General features: G+C 54.4%; 16 protein-coding genes. 12 read left to right on the top strand and 4 right to left on the bottom strand.

What is annotated here, in order from left to right; all coding sequences use genetic code 11:
• Nucleotides 1-19 precede the first annotated feature (19 nt).
• The 5 genes from NM686_RS01265 (at nt 20) to NM686_RS01245 (ending at nt 6,721) form a co-directional block, all read left to right on the top strand.
• Nucleotides 20-994: a calcium/sodium antiporter gene (locus NM686_RS01265; RefSeq protein WP_255190136.1), complete on the top strand. Its 975-nt coding sequence runs from the start codon at nt 20-22 to the stop codon at nt 992-994.
• A 2-nt stretch (nt 995-996) separates the two neighbouring features.
• Nucleotides 997-3,693, top strand: a complete 2,697-nt coding sequence (locus NM686_RS01260; protein ID WP_255190135.1) for an MMPL family transporter — start codon at nt 997-999, stop codon at nt 3,691-3,693.
• A gap of 300 nt (nt 3,694-3,993) precedes the next feature.
• Nucleotides 3,994-4,842 (top strand): flagellar motor stator protein MotA, encoded by an 849-nt coding sequence (gene motA / locus NM686_RS01255; protein WP_255190134.1) that lies wholly within the window; start codon nt 3,994-3,996, stop codon nt 4,840-4,842.
• Nucleotides 4,843-4,846: 4 nt separating this feature from the next.
• Entirely contained in the window at nt 4,847-5,800 is a 954-nt protein-coding gene (gene motB, locus NM686_RS01250) for a flagellar motor protein MotB (protein WP_255190133.1), read from the top strand.
• A gap of 144 nt (nt 5,801-5,944) precedes the next feature.
• Complete coding sequence (locus NM686_RS01245; RefSeq protein WP_255190132.1) at nt 5,945-6,721, top strand: class I SAM-dependent methyltransferase; 777 nt, start codon at nt 5,945-5,947, stop codon at nt 6,719-6,721.
• Between the two features lie 26 nt (nt 6,722-6,747).
• Here NM686_RS01245 and tadA read toward each other — a convergent pair whose 3' ends face one another.
• Both tadA and NM686_RS01235 read right to left on the bottom strand, forming a co-directional pair.
• Nucleotides 6,748-7,203, bottom strand: coding sequence for a tRNA adenosine(34) deaminase TadA (gene tadA / locus NM686_RS01240; protein WP_255190131.1), 456 nt, complete (start codon nt 7,201-7,203; stop codon nt 6,748-6,750).
• Nucleotides 7,200-8,165 carry an L-threonylcarbamoyladenylate synthase gene (locus tag NM686_RS01235; protein WP_255190130.1) on the bottom strand — a complete coding sequence of 322 codons (966 nt, stop codon included), beginning with the start codon at nt 8,163-8,165 and terminating at the stop codon, nt 7,200-7,202. The genes tadA and NM686_RS01235 overlap by 4 nt, the downstream gene beginning before the upstream one ends.
• Nucleotides 8,166-8,523: 358 nt before the next feature.
• Here NM686_RS01235 and NM686_RS01230 point away from each other — a divergent pair, with 358 nt between their 5' ends.
• From NM686_RS01230 to NM686_RS01215, 4 genes are all read left to right on the top strand, one after another.
• Nucleotides 8,524-9,330, top strand: a complete 807-nt coding sequence (locus tag NM686_RS01230; RefSeq protein WP_255190129.1) for an ankyrin repeat domain-containing protein — start codon at nt 8,524-8,526, stop codon at nt 9,328-9,330.
• A gap of 321 nt (nt 9,331-9,651) precedes the next feature.
• Nucleotides 9,652-10,857, top strand: coding sequence for an ABC transporter permease (locus NM686_RS01225; protein ID WP_255190128.1), 1,206 nt, complete (start codon nt 9,652-9,654; stop codon nt 10,855-10,857).
• Between the two features lie 4 nt (nt 10,858-10,861).
• Nucleotides 10,862-12,061: an ABC transporter permease gene (locus tag NM686_RS01220; RefSeq protein WP_255190127.1), complete on the top strand. Its 1,200-nt coding sequence runs from the start codon at nt 10,862-10,864 to the stop codon at nt 12,059-12,061.
• 88 nt (nt 12,062-12,149) lie between these two features.
• Nucleotides 12,150-12,419, top strand: coding sequence for a late competence development ComFB family protein (locus NM686_RS01215; protein ID WP_255190126.1), 270 nt, complete (start codon nt 12,150-12,152; stop codon nt 12,417-12,419).
• Between the two features lie 320 nt (nt 12,420-12,739).
• On the opposite strand, the gene gltA is transcribed toward NM686_RS01215, so the two are convergent.
• Nucleotides 12,740-14,035: a citrate synthase gene (gene gltA, locus NM686_RS01210; protein ID WP_255190125.1), complete on the bottom strand. Its 1,296-nt coding sequence runs from the start codon at nt 14,033-14,035 to the stop codon at nt 12,740-12,742.
• Between the two features lie 566 nt (nt 14,036-14,601).
• Between gltA and NM686_RS01205 the strand changes: the two genes are divergently transcribed.
• Nucleotides 14,602-15,552, top strand: coding sequence for a hypothetical protein (locus tag NM686_RS01205; protein WP_255190124.1), 951 nt, complete (start codon nt 14,602-14,604; stop codon nt 15,550-15,552).
• A gap of 211 nt (nt 15,553-15,763) precedes the next feature.
• Here NM686_RS01205 and NM686_RS01200 read toward each other — a convergent pair whose 3' ends face one another.
• Nucleotides 15,764-16,984 (bottom strand): potassium/proton antiporter, encoded by a 1,221-nt coding sequence (locus NM686_RS01200; protein WP_255190123.1) that lies wholly within the window; start codon nt 16,982-16,984, stop codon nt 15,764-15,766.
• Nucleotides 16,985-17,265: 281 nt separating this feature from the next.
• On the opposite strand from NM686_RS01200, the gene NM686_RS01195 reads away from it, so the two are divergent.
• On the top strand, nt 17,266-17,769 hold the full coding sequence (locus tag NM686_RS01195) for a disulfide bond formation protein B (RefSeq protein ID WP_255190122.1): 504 nt from the start codon (nt 17,266-17,268) through the stop codon (nt 17,767-17,769).
• A 305-nt stretch (nt 17,770-18,074) separates the two neighbouring features.
• Nucleotides 18,075-20,291 (top strand): primosomal protein N', encoded by a 2,217-nt coding sequence (locus tag NM686_RS01190; protein ID WP_255190121.1) that lies wholly within the window; start codon nt 18,075-18,077, stop codon nt 20,289-20,291.
• Nucleotides 20,292-20,357 lie beyond the last annotated feature (66 nt).

Here is a 20,357-nt window from a genome sequence, read left to right as displayed (position 1 = left end):
ATTTTTTGAAAGGTAATTTATGGCTTTGCCACTGTTGATGATATTTCTGGGCTTGATTATTTTGGTCTGGAGCGCCGATTTGTTTGTCGAGGGCGCGGCCGCGATCGCCGATCATTTAGGGATGTCGCCGATACTGATCGGCATGGTGGTCGTGGGTTTCGGTACGTCGGCGCCGGAACTGTCGGTTTCCGCGCTCTCCGCATTGGAAGGCAGCCCCGGTATCGCCCTCGGCAATGCCTATGGCTCCAATATCACCAATATCGCGCTGATCTTGGGCGTCACGGCGGTGATCAGCCCGATCGCCGTGCATTCGCAAGTGATCAGAAAGGAACTGCCCATTCTGTTCGGCGTGACCTTGCTGGCCATCGCCCAGCTTTATGACGGTGATTTGAGCCGCCTGGATGCCGCCCTGGAATTGGTCGTATTCGCGGCCGTCATGACCTGGATGGTGATTCAGGGCATGAAAACAGCGAGCGCCGATAAACTTGAGCAGGAAGTGCAGGCCGAACTGAAGGAACACGCCATGTCGCAATTTCAGGCCTGGATTTGGCTGATTGCCGGTCTGGTGCTGCTGGTGATCAGTTCGCGCATGCTGGTTTGGGGCGCGGTATCGATTGCGCGGGACCTGGGCGTCAGCGATCTGGTCATCGGCTTGACCATCGTCGCCATCGGCACGTCGCTGCCCGAGCTGGCATCGTCGATCATGGCCGCGCGCAAGGGCGAACACGATTTGGCGGTCGGCAACATCATCGGCTCCAATTTGTTCAATACCCTGGCCGTGGTTGGGGTGGCCGGCGTGATTCATCCGATGTCGATTCCGCTCGAGATCGTCAATCGCGATTGGCCCTTGATGGCGCTATTGACGCTGGCGCTGTTCGCGATGGGTTACGAACGCAACGGTAACGGCAGTATCAATCGTCTGGAAGGCACAGTGCTGATTGCCGTCTACGCGGGTTATACCCTTTATTTGATCAACACGGTGGTGAGCGCTTAACCATGTCGATCGAACTGCATTTACGCAATCTGGCCTATCGCTGGAGTAACTGGTTGCTGTATTCGCCCGCGCTGGTGCTGGCCGCGGCGGCAGTGCTGGCCTATCTGGCCGTGGAATACACGGGCACGCATCTGAGCGTCAACACGGATACCGCCGAGCTGATCGCGCCGGAATCCCAATTTCAGCAGAATCGGCGCAAGTTCGAGCAGCAGTTCGGCCAGGAAGTGCATACCCTGCTGTTGGTGCTGGAGTCCTCCAGTCCGGAATTGACCAAGGCGGCCGCGCAGCGCCTGGGACGGGAATTAAGGGCCGATAGCGAACATTTCAGTAAAGTCTACCGTCCCGACGAAAACGTATTTTTCCAGCGCAATGGCTTGTTGTATCTGGATAGCGACAAGCTGCAGGATTTTTCCGTGACGCTGGCACAGGCCCAGCCCTTCATCGGCCGCATTTCGCAGGACCCTAGCCTGAACGGCTTTTTCTCGATTTTCGAGGATGCGCTGAACGCCGAAAGCAAGACCGAGGAAGTGCCCATCGACCTGATGTCGCTGATCGACAAAGTCAGCACCTCCCTGCATAAGACTTTGAATGGCGAGACCGACCTGCTGTCCTGGGAAAAGTTGATCGCAGAGAACAATATCCGGGAAGGCCAGTCCGACAAGGCTTTTATCTTCGTTACGCCCAAGTTCGACTATAGCAGCATTCTGCCGGTCGAGCCCGCCATCAATGCCGTTCGCGCCGCCGCCAACAAGATACAGGACCCCAACATGCCGGCGGTAAAGGTCTGGGTTACCGGCGAAGTCGGGCTGGAACATGACGAAATGGCCGGCATGAGCGAGGGCACGTTCAATGCCAGCATTTTTTCCGTCGTGCTGGTCTGCGGTATTTTGCTGATCGCTTACCATTCCTGGCTGTTGATGTTGGCCACGCTGCTGACGCTGACCTTGGGCATGATTTTCTGCGGCTTGTTTGCTTCGGTGGCGGTCAAGGAACTCAATCTGATCTCGGTTGCTTTCGCGGTTTCCAACATCGGCCTGGGGGTGGAATATGCCATTCATTTTTGCCTGCGCTATCGAGACAATCTGGATATGTACGGCAAGGACAAGCTCAAGGCGATACGGCAGGCCGTGCTGAATACCAGTCCGTCCTTGATCTTGTGCGCGGGCACGACCTCCATTGGCTTATTCGCATTCGTGCCGACCGATTATCAAGGCATTTCCGAGCTGGGTTTGCTGGCGGGCACCAGTTTGTTCATCTGCCTGTTCGTGACCTTGACCGTGTTGCCGGTATTGTTGCGAGTCTTGCCGAATCCGCCCGAACATCATCTGAAACGCGGCGAACTGCCGGGCGCCTCCAAGTTTTCGGCATGGCTGGCGGCCTTTACCCTGCATCATGCCAAGCCCATTACCGGTTTGACGGCTTTGGCGACGGTCGCGGCCATCTTTTTGGTGTTTCAGGTCAAAACCGATTTCAACCCGCTGAATTTGCGCGATCCGCATACCGAATCGGTGATCGCGTTCAAGGATTTGATGAAGGCCCGCGAAACCTCGCCGATGACGCTAACCGTTTTGGCCAGCAACGAAGCGGAAGCAAAAGCCATGCGGAAGACTTTGGCTGGATTGAAGACCGTCGACAAGACCGTCAGCCTGTTCGATTTCGTCCCGGACGATCAGGAAGGCAAACTGGCCATCATCGACGACATGGCAATGACGCTGGGCCCGCAAAGTCAGGCGTTTCCGCAGTTGAAAACCGCTACCGATCCCAAGCCGGGTATCTTGCGCATGATCGCGGCGATAGACGCCAATCTGCCGAAGAAAACCGAGCCTAGGGACATTCAATCCCTGCAAGTCTTCAAAAAGGAGTTGCAGGACGTCCTGATCGAACTCGATGCCCGTTTCCAACCCGAGCGTGGCGTTTTCATCGAAAAGATTCAAACGTCCTTGCTGGGCACGCTGCCGACGGTCATGAATCAATTGTTGGCCGGTTTTCAAGCCCAAGAGATCACGCCGGAAACTATCCCGGATGACATCCGCGAGCGCTGGCTGAGCAAGGAAGGTTTATACCGCATTCAGATTTTTCCCAAGGAAGATCTGAACGATCTGGAGCATTTACAGAATTTCATCACCGAAGTGCAAGCGGTGGCGCCGAATGCGACCGACCTGCCGGTGATGTATTGGGAGTCGATGAAAGCGGTGATTGCGGCGTTTCAGCAGGCCATCATCATTGCGCTGGTTTCCATCGCGCTGCTGTTGATGTTCATTCGGCGCAGCTTCGTCGATACCTTCCTGGTGATGACGCCTTTGGTGCTGGCGGGTTTGTTCACGATGGCCTCCACCGTGTTCACCGGCACGCCGATCAACTTTGCCAATATCATTGCGTTGCCATTATTGATGGGCCTGGGCGTGGATAACGGCATACACATGGTGGAGAAATTGCATCATTCGTTGTCGGAGGAGCAGAACATCTACCAGTCCAGCACCGCGCGCGGCATGTTCTACGGTGCCTTGACCACCATTTCCAGCTTCGTCGGTCTGGCTTTTTCGCCGCATGAAGGGATTGCCAGCATGGGCCTGGTAATCACCATCGGGATTTTCTGGATCATGGCCTGTACTTTTGTGTTGCTGCCGGCCCTGGGCAAATTGGTGCTGAAACACAAAGCCATGCATTCGCCGCACGATGAAAGCGCTGCGGTCAGCTGACGACAGGATGTTTCCAAGCGTTTTCGGTAAGTCTTCAGCCCCCTTTTTCAATAAAGGGGGGAGCCAGGCTGCCGGTTTGTTTTAGCGGCAAGGGACTGAAGGATTACCGCATTTTTGGAATCCGGGTAGCTTGATGAAATCTCTTGAGTGGCCATCGATTACTCGCCACAATTAAGACTATGGTCAAACATCACTTCCCTGTGCATCCCCTCCCCCAATCCTGCGGGTGAGGGAAAATGCCGAAGTCGTTTTTGACGGAATCCTGACTTATTTGCAGTTTAACTTTTCTTTGAGGTAGACATGTTCGTCATCATTGGTTATGTGGTGATTTTGGGCTGCGTATTGGGCGGGTTCCTGATCGCCGGTGGCCATATCGGGGTTTTGATACAACCTGTCGAATTGTTGATCATCTTTGGCGCGGCCATGGGTGCTTTTCTGGCGGGTAATTCGCTGAGCACGATCAAGGCGGCCGTGGCCGGTGGCATGGGAACATTGAAAGGTAGCCGTTACACCAAGGATTACTACCTGGAATTATTGATGAGCTTCAATGCCCTGAGTCAAAAGGCGCGTAAAGAGGGCTTATTGTCTTTGGAAAAAGTCGTCGACGATCCTGAAGGCAGCTCGATTTTCGGCGAAAAAATCGTCCACGATCATCATTTGATGGAGTTCATCAGTGACAAATTGCGCTTGATATTGACCGGTGTCGATGTCAATCAACTGGAAGAAATCATGGATGCCGAAATCGAAGTTCATCACGAAGCAGGCCATGCCCCGATCAAGGCCGTGCAACGCCTCGCTGACGGCATGCCCGCTTTCGGTATCGTTGCCGCGGTGATGGGGGTGGTTCACACGATGGAATCGGTAGGTATCCCGCCCGCGGAATTGGGTAAATTGATCGCGGCGGCGCTGGTGGGTACATTTTTGGGTATTTTGATTTCCTATGGTTTCGTCGCGCCGGTTGCCGCCGTGATGGAAGACCGGCTGGAAGACGAAGCCAATGTGTATCGTTGCGCGCAAAAGGGCCTGCTGAATTGCGCCAAGGGCACGTCGCCGGTCATGACGCTCGAATTCATGCGCACCACCATCCCTCATCATATCCGCCCCGGTTACACGGAGCTGGAAGAGCAGTTGAAAGGCGCTAAAGGATAACGCGATGGCCGAACCTACCATCATCGTCAAGAAAGTCAAAAAGAAAGGCGGCCACGGCCACCACGGTGGGGCGTGGAAAATCGCCTATGCGGATTTTGTGACCGCGATGATGGCGTTTTTTTTGTTGATGTGGCTGCTCGGCTCCACTGACGAGGGCACTCGGAAAGGCGTTGCCGAATACTTTAAGGATCCTTTCGGCGTCCGCATCGAAGCGGGCGGCGAAGGCATGGCCGATCGCAGCAGCGTGATTCAGGGCGGCGGTTCCGATCTGAGTTCCCAGGATCAGGGGCAGGTTCACATGGGGGAAGAAATACCGTCCGAGCCGAGCCCGGAAGATATTGAAAAATTGGCGGAAGAGCAGGAGAAAATTCAGCTGGAAAAGCTGGAGGAAAAAATCGAATCCATGCTGAATGCCAATGCCAAGCTGGCGGAATATCGGGAGCAAATCCAGCTGGAAACGACGCCGGAAGGGCTGAAAATCCAGATCATAGATGCCCAGAACCGGCCCATGTTCAAGCTGGCCAGTTCCGGCATCGAAGATCATGCCAAGATGATCTTGCATGAGCTGGCGCCCGTGATCAATGAATTGCCCAACAAGGTGACCATCAACGGCCATACCGACGCATTGCCGTTTCCGAGCAATAGAACGGGCTATTCCAATTGGGAACTCTCCAGCGACCGCGCCAATGTCGCCCGGCATGAACTCAACCTGGGCGGCTTGGGTGAAGAAAAGATTTTGCGTATCGTCGGCTTGGCTTCGAGCATTCCCTACAATGCCGACAATCCAAACGATCCGATGAATCGGCGGATTTCGATCATCGTCATGAACAAAAAAACCGAACGGCAGGTGCTGCATGAGGGCGCCCTCCCCGATGCGGCAGCGCCCGTTAGCCTGCCGGGCGTATCCCCGCAAGTTAAGCAAAACACGCGTGTCTCGGGACCCGCAATCAGCCCGTAAACATGATGGCTTGCTGCGTTCACGCGTCTTGCCGATCACGTGCTGCCGGATTTATTTGTGGCCCATGGCGATAACGAGATCGCGGCGGCATGCTTTACGGCCGATGCCGAATAAGTCCGCTACTTTCCCTTCATCGATTCACTCGTGCCGCGAATAGTCGGGCTGCAACCCATCAAGGCCTTGATTTGCCAAATCCTCGCCTTGCTTTGCGTGCTTGCGCTGGCCGGCAGGCTGGCGCGGTTTGGGCTGAGCCCTGGCTGGATCATTGGCGTTCAAGGCTTGCTGGCCGCCTTGCTTTCCCGTGGATTTGGGCAACCGGTGTGGTGGCTGCCGATACATCTTTCGTTTTTGCCGGCCGCCTGGCTGCTAGTGCAGCATCCGCTGCCGGCTTGGTTGTATCCAATGGCTTTGTTGTTGTCGCTATTGGTGTTTTGGGGCACGTTCAAGGGCGAAGTGCCGTTGTTTTTGTCGTCGACCAAAGTAGCCGAAGCCTTGAGTGTCATCGTGGAAACCGAACAAGCGGACAGTCTGATCGATTTGGGCGCCGGCTTGGGCAGCGTCGTGACGCCGTTGGCCAGAATGAACCCACGGCTAAAAATCACCGCAGTGGAAAACGCGCCCTTGCCGTGGCTGATATTGGCTTGGCGTTGCCGGCATTTACCCAATGTGACGGTGATCCGAAATAACTTCTGGCAATGTGGGCTTGCCGATTACGCAATCGTGTTTGCTTTTCTGTCGCCGGCGGTGATGCGGCGCTTGGGCGAAAAATGTCGCCGGGAAATGCCGAAGGGAAGCCTGTTGCTGTCTTCGTCTTTTCCGGTACCGGCATGGACTGCGGATGAGATCATCGAACTGAGCGATAGCCGCGCCACCCTTCTGTATTGCTATCGGTTGTCTGCAACTGGCTGCTTGTTGGATTAGTTTGTCGCAAAGCTTGGACCAATCGCTCACGGGCGTCCGCGGCGGGCCTTGAAAAAATCGGTCAGCAGCTCGGCGCAGCTTGGTTCCAGAACGCCGCCGCTCCATTCCACCCGGTGATTCAGGAACGGCGCATCGCTCAGTTGCAGCGCATGACATACCGCGCCGCGTTTGGGGTCGAAGGCGCCAAATACCAGACGCTTGACGCGGGCATGTGCAATCGCCCCCATGCACATGACGCAAGGTTCCAGCGTGACATACAGGGTGGTGTCTATCAGGCGGTAATTTTGCAGGATTTGGCCGGCTTTTCTCAAGGCGACGACTTCGGCATGCGCGGTCGGATCGTTGGTTTGGATGGGTTGATTCCAGCCTTCGGCGATACAGCGCTCTTCATGGACCAACAGCGCACCGACCGGGACTTCGCCCTGTTGTTCTGCCCGTTGCGCCAGTCTCAGCGCATGTTGCATCCAGTCGGCGTCCGTCATATCGTGGCTTTGCCGAGCCTGTCGTTTACCGCCATCCATTCTTCCGTTTCGGGCGGCTGCTCGACCAGGATGCTGTCCAGCCCTAATTTATCCAGTTGCCGTAGCGCGCCATACAAGGCGGCTTCGTAGTCTTCCGCCACCTGTGGCAGCCTGAGCAAATGTTGGCAGGCCAGATTGAGTGATTCGCTGAACACCAATACCCCGACCTGTTTACCTTGCTCGCTCTTCTCTTCCAACAATTCCAGCAAGGTTGCGGTGGCGCACAGATAGGCTGGCGTGTGCGGAGCATAATGCGAAGCCAGCATGCCGGGCGCGCGGATTTTATGCTGCGATTTCAGCGCGACTTCGCGCTGCAAGACTTCCTCGAGTTGACTGCGGGTGATGCGGCCGGGGCGCAAGATCGTCGGTTGTTGGTCGGTCAGGTCGATGATGGTCGATTCCACGCCGACCGTACAGGGGCCGCCGTCGAGAATGCAGTCCACGGCATCGCCCAATTCTTCGGCTACGTGCTGCGCGGTGGTGGGGCTGATACGGCCGAATCGATTCGCCGACGGCGCAGCGATGCCGCCGCCAAACACCCTGAGCAGCCACAAGGCCACCGGATTATCGGGCACGCGCAAGGCGACGGTTTCCTGGCCGCCGGTGACGACGGCAGGCACGGAGGTTTTCTTGCGTAAAATCATCGTCAACGGGCCGGGCCAGAATGCGCTGGCCAGGCGCAACGCAGAGTCGGGCACTTCTTCGGCCCAGTCCTTCATTTGCGAAGCGTAGGCCAAATGCACGATCAAGGGATGGTCTGCGGGTCTGCCCTTGGCCTGGAAAATCTTGGCGACAGCCTCGGGATTCGAGGCGTCGGCACCGAGGCCGTAAACGGTTTCGGTGGGAATGGCGACCAATTTGCCCCGATGCAGCAAATCGGCGGCCTGTTCAATGGATGCTGGTGTTACGGCGGTAGGCGTCAATTTAAAAACTCGGTATCGAAATCAAAGCGTTATTTTACCGGTTCACCGGCTTGCGTGGCGAATATCCGCCGCATTGGCTTATAAACCTAGAAAAATCATTTGGTCCACGACACACACGAATATCACGAAAAGTTGCACACAGTTATCACACCTAGGAGCTGCACCGGACAGGTGAATCGATAGACTTCATAACGTAATGATTTCTTACGTGATTTTCGTGGACTTACGGCCATTTTTAGGATAAAGAGGAGGGGCGGCATGCGGAAGACGAGGCCGTCCGGGGCAAGCAACATGGCGCCGTCACGCCGCTGATGCGTAGGATTCGAACGCTGTCTTGATGAGGTATAATGAAACACAGATGAAACATGAACTCTTTGAATCTTTGGGCAAAGATTACCCCGCGGCGTTGCAACAAAAATATCCCCATGTATTTAAAAAGATTGTTGCGCTATGGAATAAACCTGGCATCAATGACTATTTTACCTCGCTTCTGATCGACACCCGAGGCGGACGTAAAGGCTTCGATGAAGATGCTTTTAAAGACATACACCGGCTTTATCATTTCAGGGAAGCCGAGAATTTAAAGCAGGCGGAAACAAAGATTGAAGCTATCAAACAGCTTGAGTCGATCGGCGTCAATTTTACGGTGCCCGAATTTATAAAGGCCATCAATCAAGGCAGCCAAAAATTAGTCGATCTATTCGTCCGGGCCGGCATCAATGTCAATGCCAGTGACGAACTCGGAAACAGCTGTCTTCAAATTGCAATAAAGAACAATTTCACCATTATTGCCAACCTTTTGCTCAAAGCAGGGGCCGATGCCGATGTGAAAGATGCTTCTGGACTGACGCCTCTTTTAGAGGCATGCGGCAAAAAAACACGCGGTTTCAAGGAATTGGCCATGCAACTCATAGAACATGGCGCGGATTTGAACGTGCGCAATCAGATGGGATGGACGCCGCTAATGTTGGCGATCTCAATGGGTGAGTCGGATATAGTGGTGCTGCTATTGGAATATGGCGCCGATCCAGAACTCAAAACGCCAAAAGGCGACAATGCCTTATCGCTTGCCAGGAAATTTGGCTATGAAGACATCATTGTCTTGATTTCCGATCACGCATCCAAGCCGCACGAAGTGAGTGCGTGGCTGAAAAGACTACAGTAGTTTTGCGACAGCCTGCCAAAAAGCTTATTTTTGCACAGGCGTTTGGCTCGATGCTAGGCAATCACCCCAGTTTTCTGTGGGGGCGTTATTAACGCTTATCGATTCACCTGTCCGGTGCAGCTCTTGAGGATGAAAACAGTTTGCAACTTTTCGTGATTTTCGTGTATTTCGTGGACCAAATGATTTTTCTAGGTTTATCCGCGCAGTGCGAATCAATTCGCACAATTCATTGCTTTATTTCCTGCCCATGACTTAGCGGCCTCGGCTATGCCTTTGGCGTTTATCCGGCTAAACTGCCCGGATAACAACCCGAGTTAGACGATGCTATTTCAAGACATCCTGCTGCATGCGGCCAAGGCCATCAAGACTCAACCATTGCGCGCCGCGCTGATTGTGTTGGCGATGAGCATCGGCGTAGCCTCGGTGAATATTTTGACCGCGCTGGGCGATAGCGCGCGTAATTATGTCATCAATGAATTCAAATCGTTGGGTACGCATCTGGTGATCATTTTGCCTGGACGCACCGAGACCACCGGCGGCCACCCTCCACTGTTTGGGGAAACACCGCGCGATTTGACGCTGGACGACGCAGCCGCCCTGCTTAGAAGCCGGCATGTCGTGGCCATTGCTCCGGTCAGCATATGCTCGGCTCCGGTATCGTTCGCGGGCCTGGAGCGGGAAACCAATATCATGGGCTCCAGCCACGCCCTGCAAAGAGTGCGTCATTTGTCAATCGAGCAAGGCCAATTCCTGCCTGTGATAGACGCCAATAAAGAACTCCCCGTTTGCGTAATAGGCCAAACCATACGCGAGGAACTGTTTCCGCGGCAGAATGCCGTCGGCCAATGGCTACGCATCAATGACCGCCGTTTCAGGGTAATCGGCGTGTTGGCCAAGCAAGGGCAATCGATCGGGGTGGGTTTCGACGAACTCGTCATCGTGCCTGTTGCATCGGCCCTGGCGCTATTCGATAGCCATTCCCTATTTCGCGTATTGATCGAGGCCGAGTCCGAAACCGCCATGCACAAGGCCGTCGACGACGTGCGCGCCATCATCAAACAGCGACACGAAGGCGAGGACGATGTGACCGTGATTACCCAGGACAGCGTGGTCAACACCTTCGATAAAATCCTCAAGGCTCTGACACTGACGGTCGCCGGCATCGCCGCCGTCAGTTTAGCCGTCGCCGGCGTATTGGTGATGAACGTGATGCTGGTCAGTGTAACTCAGCGCACCGCTGAAATCGGTCTACTGAAAGCACTGGGCGCGACTCGAAGCCAAATACACAATCTATTTTTATCGGAGGCAGCCTTGCTGTCGCTCATCGGCGCGGTTTTCGGTAGCCTGATAGGTCAGATCGGAATCTGGCTGTTACGCTGGCTTTATCCCGATTTCCCGCTCAACTTGCCGGCCTGGGCCTGGTTGTCCGCATGGTCGGTCGCATTGGCCACCGGCCTGATTTTCGGTGTGCTGCCCGCCCGCAAAGCGGCAAGACTCGATCCCATCTTGGCCTTGGGCAGACGATAAAGCCATGAACTGGACCGACTTAGTCAAGCTAGCCTTACGCAGCATCGGCAGCCACAAACAACGTTCCATGCTGACCGCCTTGGGCTTGATCATAGGCATTGCCGCCGTGGTGATCCTGACATCCATTGGCCGCGGCATCCATCGCTTTGTCCTGTCGGAATTCACCCAGTTCGGGACGCATCTGATAGCCATTACACCCGGTAAAACCACCACCTTCGGCCTGTCCGGCGCGACCATCAGTACCGTGCGCCCGCTATCGAATGCCGATGTACTCAGCCTGCAAAAACTCGATTACGTCCAGGCGGCCATGCCGATGGTACAAGGCAATGCCCGGATCGAAGCAGGCAACAAGCAACGGCGCGCCAACGTATTCGGGGTCGGCGCGGCATTGCCTGAAATATGGAAGCTCAAGCTCGCCATGGGGCGCTTCCTGCCGGACGACAGCCTGGAAAATCCGCGCGCGTTTGCGGTTTTGGGCAGCAAGATGCATGCGGAGTTGTTCGGCACCGCCAGCCCTTTGGGGCAGCGCATCCGCATCGGTAGCGACCGTTTTCGCGTCATCGGCGTCATGGAGCCCAAGGGTCAAATGCTGGGATTCGACATGGACGACACCGTCTACATTCCCAGCAACAAGGCAATGGAAATGTTCGATCGCCAAAGCCTGATGGAAATCGACGTGCTGTACGACAACGAGGCCAGCAGCGAAATCGTGGAGCGCAATCTCAAGCGTCACTTGATCGCCCGTCATGGCGCGGAAGACTTCACCATCATCACCCAGAATCAGATGCTGGAAAAATTGGACTCGGTTCTAAGCGTTCTGACCATGGCGGTGGCCGCGTTGGGGAGCATTTCGTTGCTGGTGGGCTCGGTCGGCATCCTGACCATCATGACCATCGCCGTATCCGAACGCATCACCGAGATAGGTTTATTGCGCGCGATAGGCGCCGAACGTCGTGTGGTCTTTAGATTATTCCTGGGCGAAGCACTGTTACTGAGCCTGGCCGGCGGTGCGGGCGGCGTGCTGCTGGGGGTGGCTCTGGTCAAACTGGCGGCCGCCCTTGTGCCTGCGCTACCGGTAGAACTGGCCTGGAGTTATATAGCCGCGGCCTTTTCAGTGTCGCTATTGATAGGCATTGTCTCTGGCATAACGCCGGCCATGAAAGCCGCGCAGCTGAATCCGCTGGAAGCCTTGCGCGCGGAATAAGCACCACGGCATCATGCTTGGGCTACGATGGCCTTAGGCCGATTTATTGGCTATCCTTAGTGCAACTCATGACAATAAAGAGGCTTTCATGCTGGATATCTGCAACTACTATGAGCAGCTGGTGATAGACCACTTATGGCTCATGCAACAAAACACGCTGGCCCCCCTGTCGCGGACGTCGCTGGAAGACGTGGCCTGTATCGCCCTGAACAAGTTACCGACCTGTTACGTGCGCAACATGACCGATAAAAGCGCCAACCTGACCGAACGCGATCACGAAGACATGCGCATGGCGGTAGCCAAGGCCATTGAGCAAGCCATTGTCCAAGTTAGCAGCCGCCCGCATGAAAGCCGATAAATCGTCGTCAGTTCGATGACCTTCACCAGCACCATACAATAAGCCGAACGATTAATACCGTCCTATGGCGCCAGGTCATGTTTAAAAGCTTCGCGGGAACCGCACGGCTCCCGCCATGTTCGACGTTGTAAAAAATTTGCCGTTTTACTGATCAACCTAAAAGCATCAGTAGTCCACGAAAAGCACGAAAGACACGAAATAAAACAGTTGGTTACGTCACGTGGCTTGGTTACCCACAAGGTGTCGGCTTTTTGAGCAATAACTTTTTGAAACTGTTCGTGATTTTCGTGTGTTTCGTGGACCCAATGATTTTTATAGGATCAACGACTGGAAATCGGTTTGACATCGCGCATCGGCACCCCGCGATATAACTGCCGCGGCCGGCCGATTTTCAATTCGGGATCGGAAATCATTTCATCCCATTGCGCAATCCAGCCCACCGATCTTGCCAGCGCGAAGATCGCGGTGAACATCTCGGTCGGAATCCCCAAGGCCCGCAGGACGATGCCGGAATAAAAGTCCACGTTCGGATAGAGTTTCTTCTCGACGAAATACTCGTCTTCCAGCGCAATCCGCTCCAATTCCATCGCCAGTTTGAACAAACGATCATCGTTCAGATTCAGCTCGTCCAATACCTCGTGGCAAGTCTGGCGCATCAATTTCGCGCGCGGATCGTAATTTTTATACACCCTGTGCCCGAAGCCCATCAACCGGAAGGGATCGTTTTTATCCTTGGCGCGAGCCACATATTCACCGATACGCGACACGTCGCCGATTTCTTCCAGCATGTTCAACACAGCTTCGTTCGCGCCACCATGCGCGGCGCCCCACAGACAGGCAATGCCCGCCGCCACGCAGGCATAGGGGTTGGCGCCGCTGGATCCCGCCAATCTGACAGTCGAGGTCGAAGCGTTCTGTTCGTGGTCGGCGTGCAGGATCAGGATGCGGTCCAGCGCCCGCGTCAACACCGGATTGGGAATGTATTCGTCACAGGGATCGCCGTGCATCATGCGCATGAAGTTCTCGGCGTAACCCAGCTTGCGTTTGGGATAGATGAACGGCATGCCGATACTGTACTTGTAGCACATCGCCACCATGGTCGGCATTTTGGCGATCAGACGGATGGCCGACATGTAGCGGTCCTCGCGGCAGGTAATGTCCATCACGTCATGGTAAAACGCCGACAAGGCGCCCACGACTCCGACCAAAACCGCCATCGGATGGGCGTCGCGGCGAAAGCCGCTGTAAAACTTGGTCAATTGTTCATGCACCATCACGTGCTGGCTGACGGTGGTCACGAATTCCTTCATCTGCGCGCCGTTGGGCAATTCTCCGTTCAGCAGCAAATAGCAGACTTCCAGAAAATCGCATTTTTCCGCCAGTTGCTCGATCGGGTAACCTCGATACAGCAGAATGCCGGCTTCGCCATCGATAAAGGTGATTTTGGACGAGCAGCTCGCGGTCGAGGTAAATCCAGGGTCATAGGTGAAATACCCGGTTTTTGCGTAAAGACTGCGAATATCGAGCACCGAAGGCCCCAGGGTGCCGTCCATTACCGACAATTGATGTATTCGCTCTCGATCGTCCTCGGACAAGGACACATATTTTTCAACCATTAACTCTCTCCTAAATTGGATTTGCCTGCTTCATTGCAAGCCTTGGCCTATTCTATTCCATGTAGCCAATGCTAGAGAAATAATCAAACCTGGTGCGAGGTCTGCCCCCGCTGTATCGCGAAGCCAATAGCCATCCCAACAACTCATGAAAGGCTATCGTTACCGTCATGATATAACCGCCCACCGGCACCTATTGGCCCGCCGGAATGTGGCGTAAATCGCCTGATCGATGGAATAGACTGGCGCATCAATCAATATATTACCTGAAAAGATATGTCCCGCTCCTCAAGCCGGAGGGTATCGTAAAAGCGCCTCTCCTCGCTGGAGAGGGAACTGTTTTGACTGTTACCTCGCCCTTCTTCGGGAGTGCTGACTGAGGCTGTCGTCCTTACGCTGATGTTGCGAATGCGCAACTAATGTTAAAAACGCACGACATCGGTGCGGACATGCACCAGCGAGGCCCTCATTTTTGGAATGCGAGTTTATAACTGATTGAATTTTAATGAATCTATTGAGGCACGTATCTTGCTGAATGACATTGTGTTCTAGTAGGCAAGAGGTGGGTCATGGCAAACTGTCAACGCTTCAATGATATTTCCGTTTCCGAACGCATACTCAATACGTTGTTTTTGTTAAGCATCGGATTGGGCTATTTATTTTCCCTGGGGCAGGTTTTTTTTACCCATCAAGGGCGTGATGGGCAGGCCGGTTTGTCGATAGCCGATATTGCGATTGCCTATCACGGCAGTCCCGAGCAAACCCGTTTGGCGGCCGCCATCAATGGGCCGATGGCCGGCAACCTGAAATCGACCGAAGACAAAAGCGCCATTCTGGATTGGATCGCCTCCGGCGCGCCGCAAGCGCTCTATGAAACGCAGGTTGCGCCAATCCTGCAGCGCGATTGCCTGGCTTGCCATTCTCCTGCCAGTGGACTGAAGGTACCGCCACTGACCAGCTACGAACAGGTCGTCAAACTGACCGAGTCCGATCGCGGCGCGTCGATTCCGTCGCTGGTCAGGGTTTCGCATATCCACCTGTTCGGCATTGCCTTTATTTTGTTTTTCGTCGGCAAGCTGTTCATTCTGTGCGATATACCGGTCTGGCTAAAACGCCTGACGATAGGCATACCGTTCATGAGCATGCTGACCGACATCTTTGCCTGGTATCTGACGCGGGAAACGCCGGCTTTTGCGTATTTACTGGTGCTCAGCGGCGGTTTGCTGGGGCTGTCGCTAAACTTTCAGATTGGCCTGAGCCTGTATCAAATGTGGCTGCCGCAGGCATGGGATAGACGGCTGCAAGGGTATGCCGCCCATGTCCTGGCATCGGCCACGGCGATGCGGCCATTGATCTGGGCACGTTGCAAAGCCGGCCTCGTCGGTGTTTCGGCCTTGTTGCTCGAAGTGGCGCGGAGCGAGCAGATGCAATATATCCAAGACGAAATGAAAAAAGTCGGTGGAAATATCCTGGGCACACTAAAAAAACGCCTGTCGAGCGGTAACCGGTGGTTTCTTTAGCGCTATGGATTTCGTCCCTAATAACGCCCCTATTTATATCCCTCACCCTAACCCTCCCGAAGGGAGAGGGAACAGAATGCGGAAGTTATTTCTGACGAAATCCTATTGCACTCCCGAGCTATGCCTGGCGTTAATTTTTCCAATGAGAATCAGGGCCTTTCAAGAGGACGTGGAAAATCAGCTTGGCAGGATTCAAGCAATCTGGCGTCCGTCATTTTTTATCCGCCAATCCCAGCCAGCGAGCCACGGGTGCCAGAGAAAAGCCCTGGATCAAAACCGACATCACCACGATGCAACTGACCAGCACAAAAATCTCGCCGGCTTCCTTGATGCCGAATGCCAGCGGAAACGTGGCCAACACAATAGGCACCGAGCCGCGTAAGCCCACCCAGGAAATCAATAGCTTTTCCTTGATGCTGATCTTGCTCCAGGACAAACTGATGAAAACGCTGAGCGGGCGGGCGACGAACATCAGAAACAGGCTGACGGCGACGGCCACGCTGGCCAGCGCGGAAAGCTCGGCCTTATGCGGCACGGAGAGCATGCCCAGCGTCAAAAACATGATGATTTGCATCAACCAGGCAAAACTGTCGTGAAAAGCCCCTATATAATTCTGATGCACCACTTTGTGGTTACCCGCCACGACCCCGGCCACATACACGGCAAGAAAACCGTTGCCCTTGAAAAAGGTTGCCGCGCTAAAGGTCAACAGCACCAGCGCTATCGAGGCAATCGCATACAAGCCCGCCGAGCTCAAGCCCAGATGATTCAACAGCCAAACCATGCCGCGTCCGGCGCCGTAGCCAATGACGACACCTATCGTCAACTGCATGACCAAGAACAAGCCGCCTTCCAGCCAGGACGCATGTCCGGCGCCGATATAGCTGATCAAACTGGTTGTCAGTAATACCGCCATCGGGTCGTTGCTGCTGGATTCGAGTTCCAGCAAGGGTTGCAATTTACCCTTGAGATCCAGTCGACTGGAGCGAAGCACCGAAAATACCGCCGCCGCGTCGGTGGAGGACACGATGGCCGCCAACAGCAAGCCTTCGGCAAACGTGATGCCGTGGATGCCCAAGGAAAAACTGCTGAACGAACCAAGGATGAACCAGGCAAAACTACCCAACAACAGCATGGTGATGAATACGCCGAAGGTGGATAGGCACAGTCCTTGCCATAGCACCGGCTGTATATTGGGCCAATGCGAATCGTACCCACCGGCGAACAGAATGAAAATCAACGCAAAATCGCCGATGAATTTGGCGATTTCGATATTATCGAGCATGACGCCACCGAAGTTGCCGATCAACCAACCGGTCAACAGAAAGAACAACAGCGACGGAATGCCTACTTTGTTGGCTAATTTGCTGGAAAAAATGCTGATGAGCAACAACACGGCGCCAGCCAAGCTGACGAATTCAATCGATGGCATGAGATATTCTCTAAATCATTAAAGCGTTTTTGAAGGCCAAGTCAATTTAGCCGAACACAACTCGCTGAGCTGTATAGATGAGTATAATCGTCAAACGTGCGGTTCCATCCCGTGATTTCCGCTCTTGGCGGACAAGCCGTCCGCAAATGATGGTGACGGGTTACAATTCGATGATACATAATTTTATCGTCGTCTTCTTTCGGCCACCAGGGCAAGGTGTTTTTGACACGCTGGCCATGGATGCTCGCACTATTCGACTATTACGGTACTCAATGATAACGATGCTTGCAACACTCAATACCCGCCTCTGGTTTTTTCTGGGATTTCTCGGTTGCTGTTCCCTGCTGGGTTTCGGCGCCTTTTTGCAGTTCGTCGAAGAGCTGGAGCCTTGCCCATTGTGCATTTCCCAGCGCTTGGCGATCATGGCAACCGGCCTGCTGTTTCTGACGGCGGCCATTCATAATCGGGGCGTAAAAATCTATGCGCTGATCGGCGCGGCATTGGCGCTGGTCGGAGCCGGCATTTCCGCGCGCCATGTCTGGCTGCAGCATTTGCCGCCCGATCAAGTCCCGGAATGTAGTCCGGGTTTGGAGTATGTCTTTCAAAACTTCCCGCTGGCGGACACCATCAAACTGATGTTGACAGGCACCGGCGAATGCTCGCAAATCGAGGGCATTTTCCTTGGATTGACGATTCCAGGTTGGACCTTGATTGCCTTTTTATTGCTGGCGACCTTTAGCCTAGGGGCAATTTGGCTGAATTCTGCATCCAAAACGCAGCCATGAAAGTATCGAATCGCTGTTTATAGTCAAGGTTATTCACAAACCCCTATTTGAAAGAATGCAAGCCATTTTTTCGGCGAACGAATTTTTAGGCCCAAGCTCAATACAGCCATAACTCATTGTTTTTATTATACTTAATCTTTCTGACTCAATCTTGGCCAATTTAACAAATCCGTAATAAAAACCGCCACTAAGCCTTGTTGTTCAACGCCAATCCACAGAGTTATCCACAGCATTTGTGAGTAACTCGACTTTCCTCAGCCTCGATAATCACTTAGAGCTGCAATTTCAAAAAACCATCACCTTGCATGGCTAACCGCGATAACCCGCCAAATCAGATTTTGCAAATTGCCATCCCGGTACCGCTGGATCGTTTGTTTGATTATTGGCCGCCCCGGCAATACGCTTCATCGACCATTGCCCCCGGTGTACGGGTTTCAGTACCGTTTGGCAAGGCAACGAAAACTGGCGTGGTGTGGCGAGTTATCGAATCTAAGGATTGCAAGGTCGATCCCAAGCGGCTTAAGCATGCGGAAGAAATTCTCGATGCCGAACCACTGCTGTTCTTCCATGATTTGCGTTTATTAGAATGGGCCAGCCGCTATTATCACCATCCCCTGGGCGAGGTGATTGCCACCGCGTTTCCGGTTGCCCTGCGCCAAGGCAAACCCGCGATACTGCAACACGAATCCAGCTATGCCTTGACCGAATCGGGACGGCAAATAGAGCCCGAACAACTCAAGCGCGCGCCAAAACAACAAGCCTTGCTCACCTTGTTTCGAGAGCATCCCTCGGCCATTGCTTCGAGCGCGCTGGCGCCACATAAGACGGCACTCAAGGCCCTGCTGGAAAAAGGCCTGGTACAGGAGCACATCGAGCCGGCACGCCCTGCCGACATCTTTGAAAAACCCAAGGCACTGCTCGCCAATCCGGAGCAACGGCAGGCCATCGAGGCTGTCGTTGCGGGTTTGGGCCGCTTTTCGGTATCTTTGCTGCAAGGCGTCACCGGCAGCGGCAAAACCGAAGTGTATATGCAGATCATTGCCGAAGCATTACAACAAGGTTTGCAGGTATTGGTGCTGTTACCGGAAATCACACTGACCCCGCAACTGGAGCAGCGTTTTCGCCAGCGCTTCAAGGTACCCATCGTCTGCTTTCATTCCAAGCTGAATGACAGCCAGCGCCTGAACGCCTGGCTGCATATGCAACAAGGCCGGGCGCCCATCATGCTCGGCACGCGCTCTGCCCTGTTCACGCCATTGCCGCGGGCGGGCTTGATCATATTGGACGAAGAGCACGACAGCTCTTTCAAACAGCAGGAAGGCTTTAGGTTTTCGGCGCGCGATGTGGCCATTGCCCGGGCCAAAATGCTGAACATCCCGGTATTGCTGGGTTCCGCCACGCCCTCATTGGAAAGCCTGTTCAATGTTCAGCGTAACCGCTATCGGCTGCTGGAACTTTCGGCACGTGCGGGCAATGCGGTCGAGCCGGAATTTCAGGTTCTGGACATCCGCAACAAGGCGATGCAGGCGGGCTTGTCCGAACCCTTGATCACACTGATGCATAACACTCTGGAAAAAGGACAGCAAGTCTTGCTGTTTCTGAACCGCCGCGGCTTTGCTCCGGTGCTGATCTGCCATGGCTGCGGCTGGGTTTCCCGCTGTATCCGTTGCGACGCCAACATGGTGATACATGCCGGCGAACGCCGCCTGCGCTGTCACCACTGCGGATTCGAGCAAAGCCTGATCAACCGCTGCCCGGCCTGCGGCACCGGTGAATTGCAGCCGTTAGGCATGGGCACGGAGCGCATCGAACAGACCTTGACCGATTTGTTCCCCAACAAACTCATCGTGCGCCTGGACAGGGACACGACGCAGCGCAAAGGTTCTCTGGAAGGGTATCTGCGGCAAATCCATAGCGGCCATGCCGATATTATTCTGGGCACCCAAATGCTGGCTAAAGGCCATCATTTTCCCGATGTCACCTTGGTGGCGATCCTGGACATCGACAGCGGTTTGTTCAGCGTCGATTTCCATGCCGCCGAAAAGCTGGCGCAAATGATCGTACAGGTGGCGGGACGCGCCGGGCGAGCCGATAAGCGCGGCCATGTCGTCCTGCAAACTCGCCAGCCACACCACCCGATGCTGACTATATTGCTCAGCCAAGGCTACCAAGCCTTTGCCCAAGTTGCGCTGCAAGAGCGCAAACAGGCCGGTCTTCCTCCCTGCGCTTACCAAGCCCTGCTAAGGGTTCACGCGAACAATGCGCTGGCTCCGCAGCAGTTTCTGCAGGCTGTCTGCCAATTGCTTCCGCCATTGAACGCTGGGCGTATTCAGGTCTTGGGTCCCGTACCGGCCCCCATGGCTCGTCGCGCCGGACAATTTAGATTTCAATTGCTGCTGCAAAGCCCGCAGCGAAAAGCGCTGCATCAATTGCTGGATGCGGCATTACCGTTGCTTGCAGAGCTTAAGGAGGCCAAGAAAGTGCGCTGGTCGCTGGATGTCGATCCGATAGATCTATATTGATCGACGAAGGATATAAAAATCACGAAAATTTCAATAAGTCATAACCATAAATCGCAACGCCCTATG

The organism is Methylomonas rapida (assembly GCF_024360925.2).
GTDB lineage: Bacteria > Pseudomonadota > Gammaproteobacteria > Methylococcales > Methylomonadaceae > Methylomonas > Methylomonas rapida.
Note: the sequence above shows the minus strand (reverse complement) of the source record. Positions and strands in the feature narration are given on the sequence as shown.

What these genes read in the sequence shown, in the direction of transcription:
- NM686_RS01265 (WP_255190136.1), top strand. Translation starts at nt 20, where the DNA reads ATGGCTTTGCCACTGTTGATGATATTTCTGGGCTTGATTATTTTGGTC.
- NM686_RS01260 (WP_255190135.1), top strand. Translation starts at nt 997, where the DNA reads ATGTCGATCGAACTGCATTTACGCAATCTGGCCTATCGCTGGAGTAAC.
- motA (WP_255190134.1), top strand. Translation starts at nt 3,994, where the DNA reads ATGTTCGTCATCATTGGTTATGTGGTGATTTTGGGCTGCGTATTGGGC.
- motB (WP_255190133.1), top strand. Translation starts at nt 4,847, where the DNA reads ATGGCCGAACCTACCATCATCGTCAAGAAAGTCAAAAAGAAAGGCGGC.
- tadA (WP_255190131.1), bottom strand. Translation starts at nt 7,203, where the DNA reads ATGACGGACGCCGACTGGATGCAACATGCGCTGAGACTGGCGCAACGG.
- NM686_RS01230 (WP_255190129.1), top strand. Translation starts at nt 8,524, where the DNA reads ATGAAACATGAACTCTTTGAATCTTTGGGCAAAGATTACCCCGCGGCG.
- NM686_RS01225 (WP_255190128.1), top strand. Translation starts at nt 9,652, where the DNA reads ATGCTATTTCAAGACATCCTGCTGCATGCGGCCAAGGCCATCAAGACT.
- NM686_RS01220 (WP_255190127.1), top strand. Translation starts at nt 10,862, where the DNA reads ATGAACTGGACCGACTTAGTCAAGCTAGCCTTACGCAGCATCGGCAGC.
- NM686_RS01215 (WP_255190126.1), top strand. Translation starts at nt 12,150, where the DNA reads ATGCTGGATATCTGCAACTACTATGAGCAGCTGGTGATAGACCACTTA.
- gltA (WP_255190125.1), bottom strand. Translation starts at nt 14,035, where the DNA reads ATGGTTGAAAAATATGTGTCCTTGTCCGAGGACGATCGAGAGCGAATA.
- NM686_RS01205 (WP_255190124.1), top strand. Translation starts at nt 14,602, where the DNA reads ATGGCAAACTGTCAACGCTTCAATGATATTTCCGTTTCCGAACGCATA.
- NM686_RS01200 (WP_255190123.1), bottom strand. Translation starts at nt 16,984, where the DNA reads ATGCCATCGATTGAATTCGTCAGCTTGGCTGGCGCCGTGTTGTTGCTC.
- NM686_RS01195 (WP_255190122.1), top strand. Translation starts at nt 17,266, where the DNA reads ATGCTTGCAACACTCAATACCCGCCTCTGGTTTTTTCTGGGATTTCTC.
- NM686_RS01190 (WP_255190121.1), top strand. Translation starts at nt 18,075, where the DNA reads ATGGCTAACCGCGATAACCCGCCAAATCAGATTTTGCAAATTGCCATC.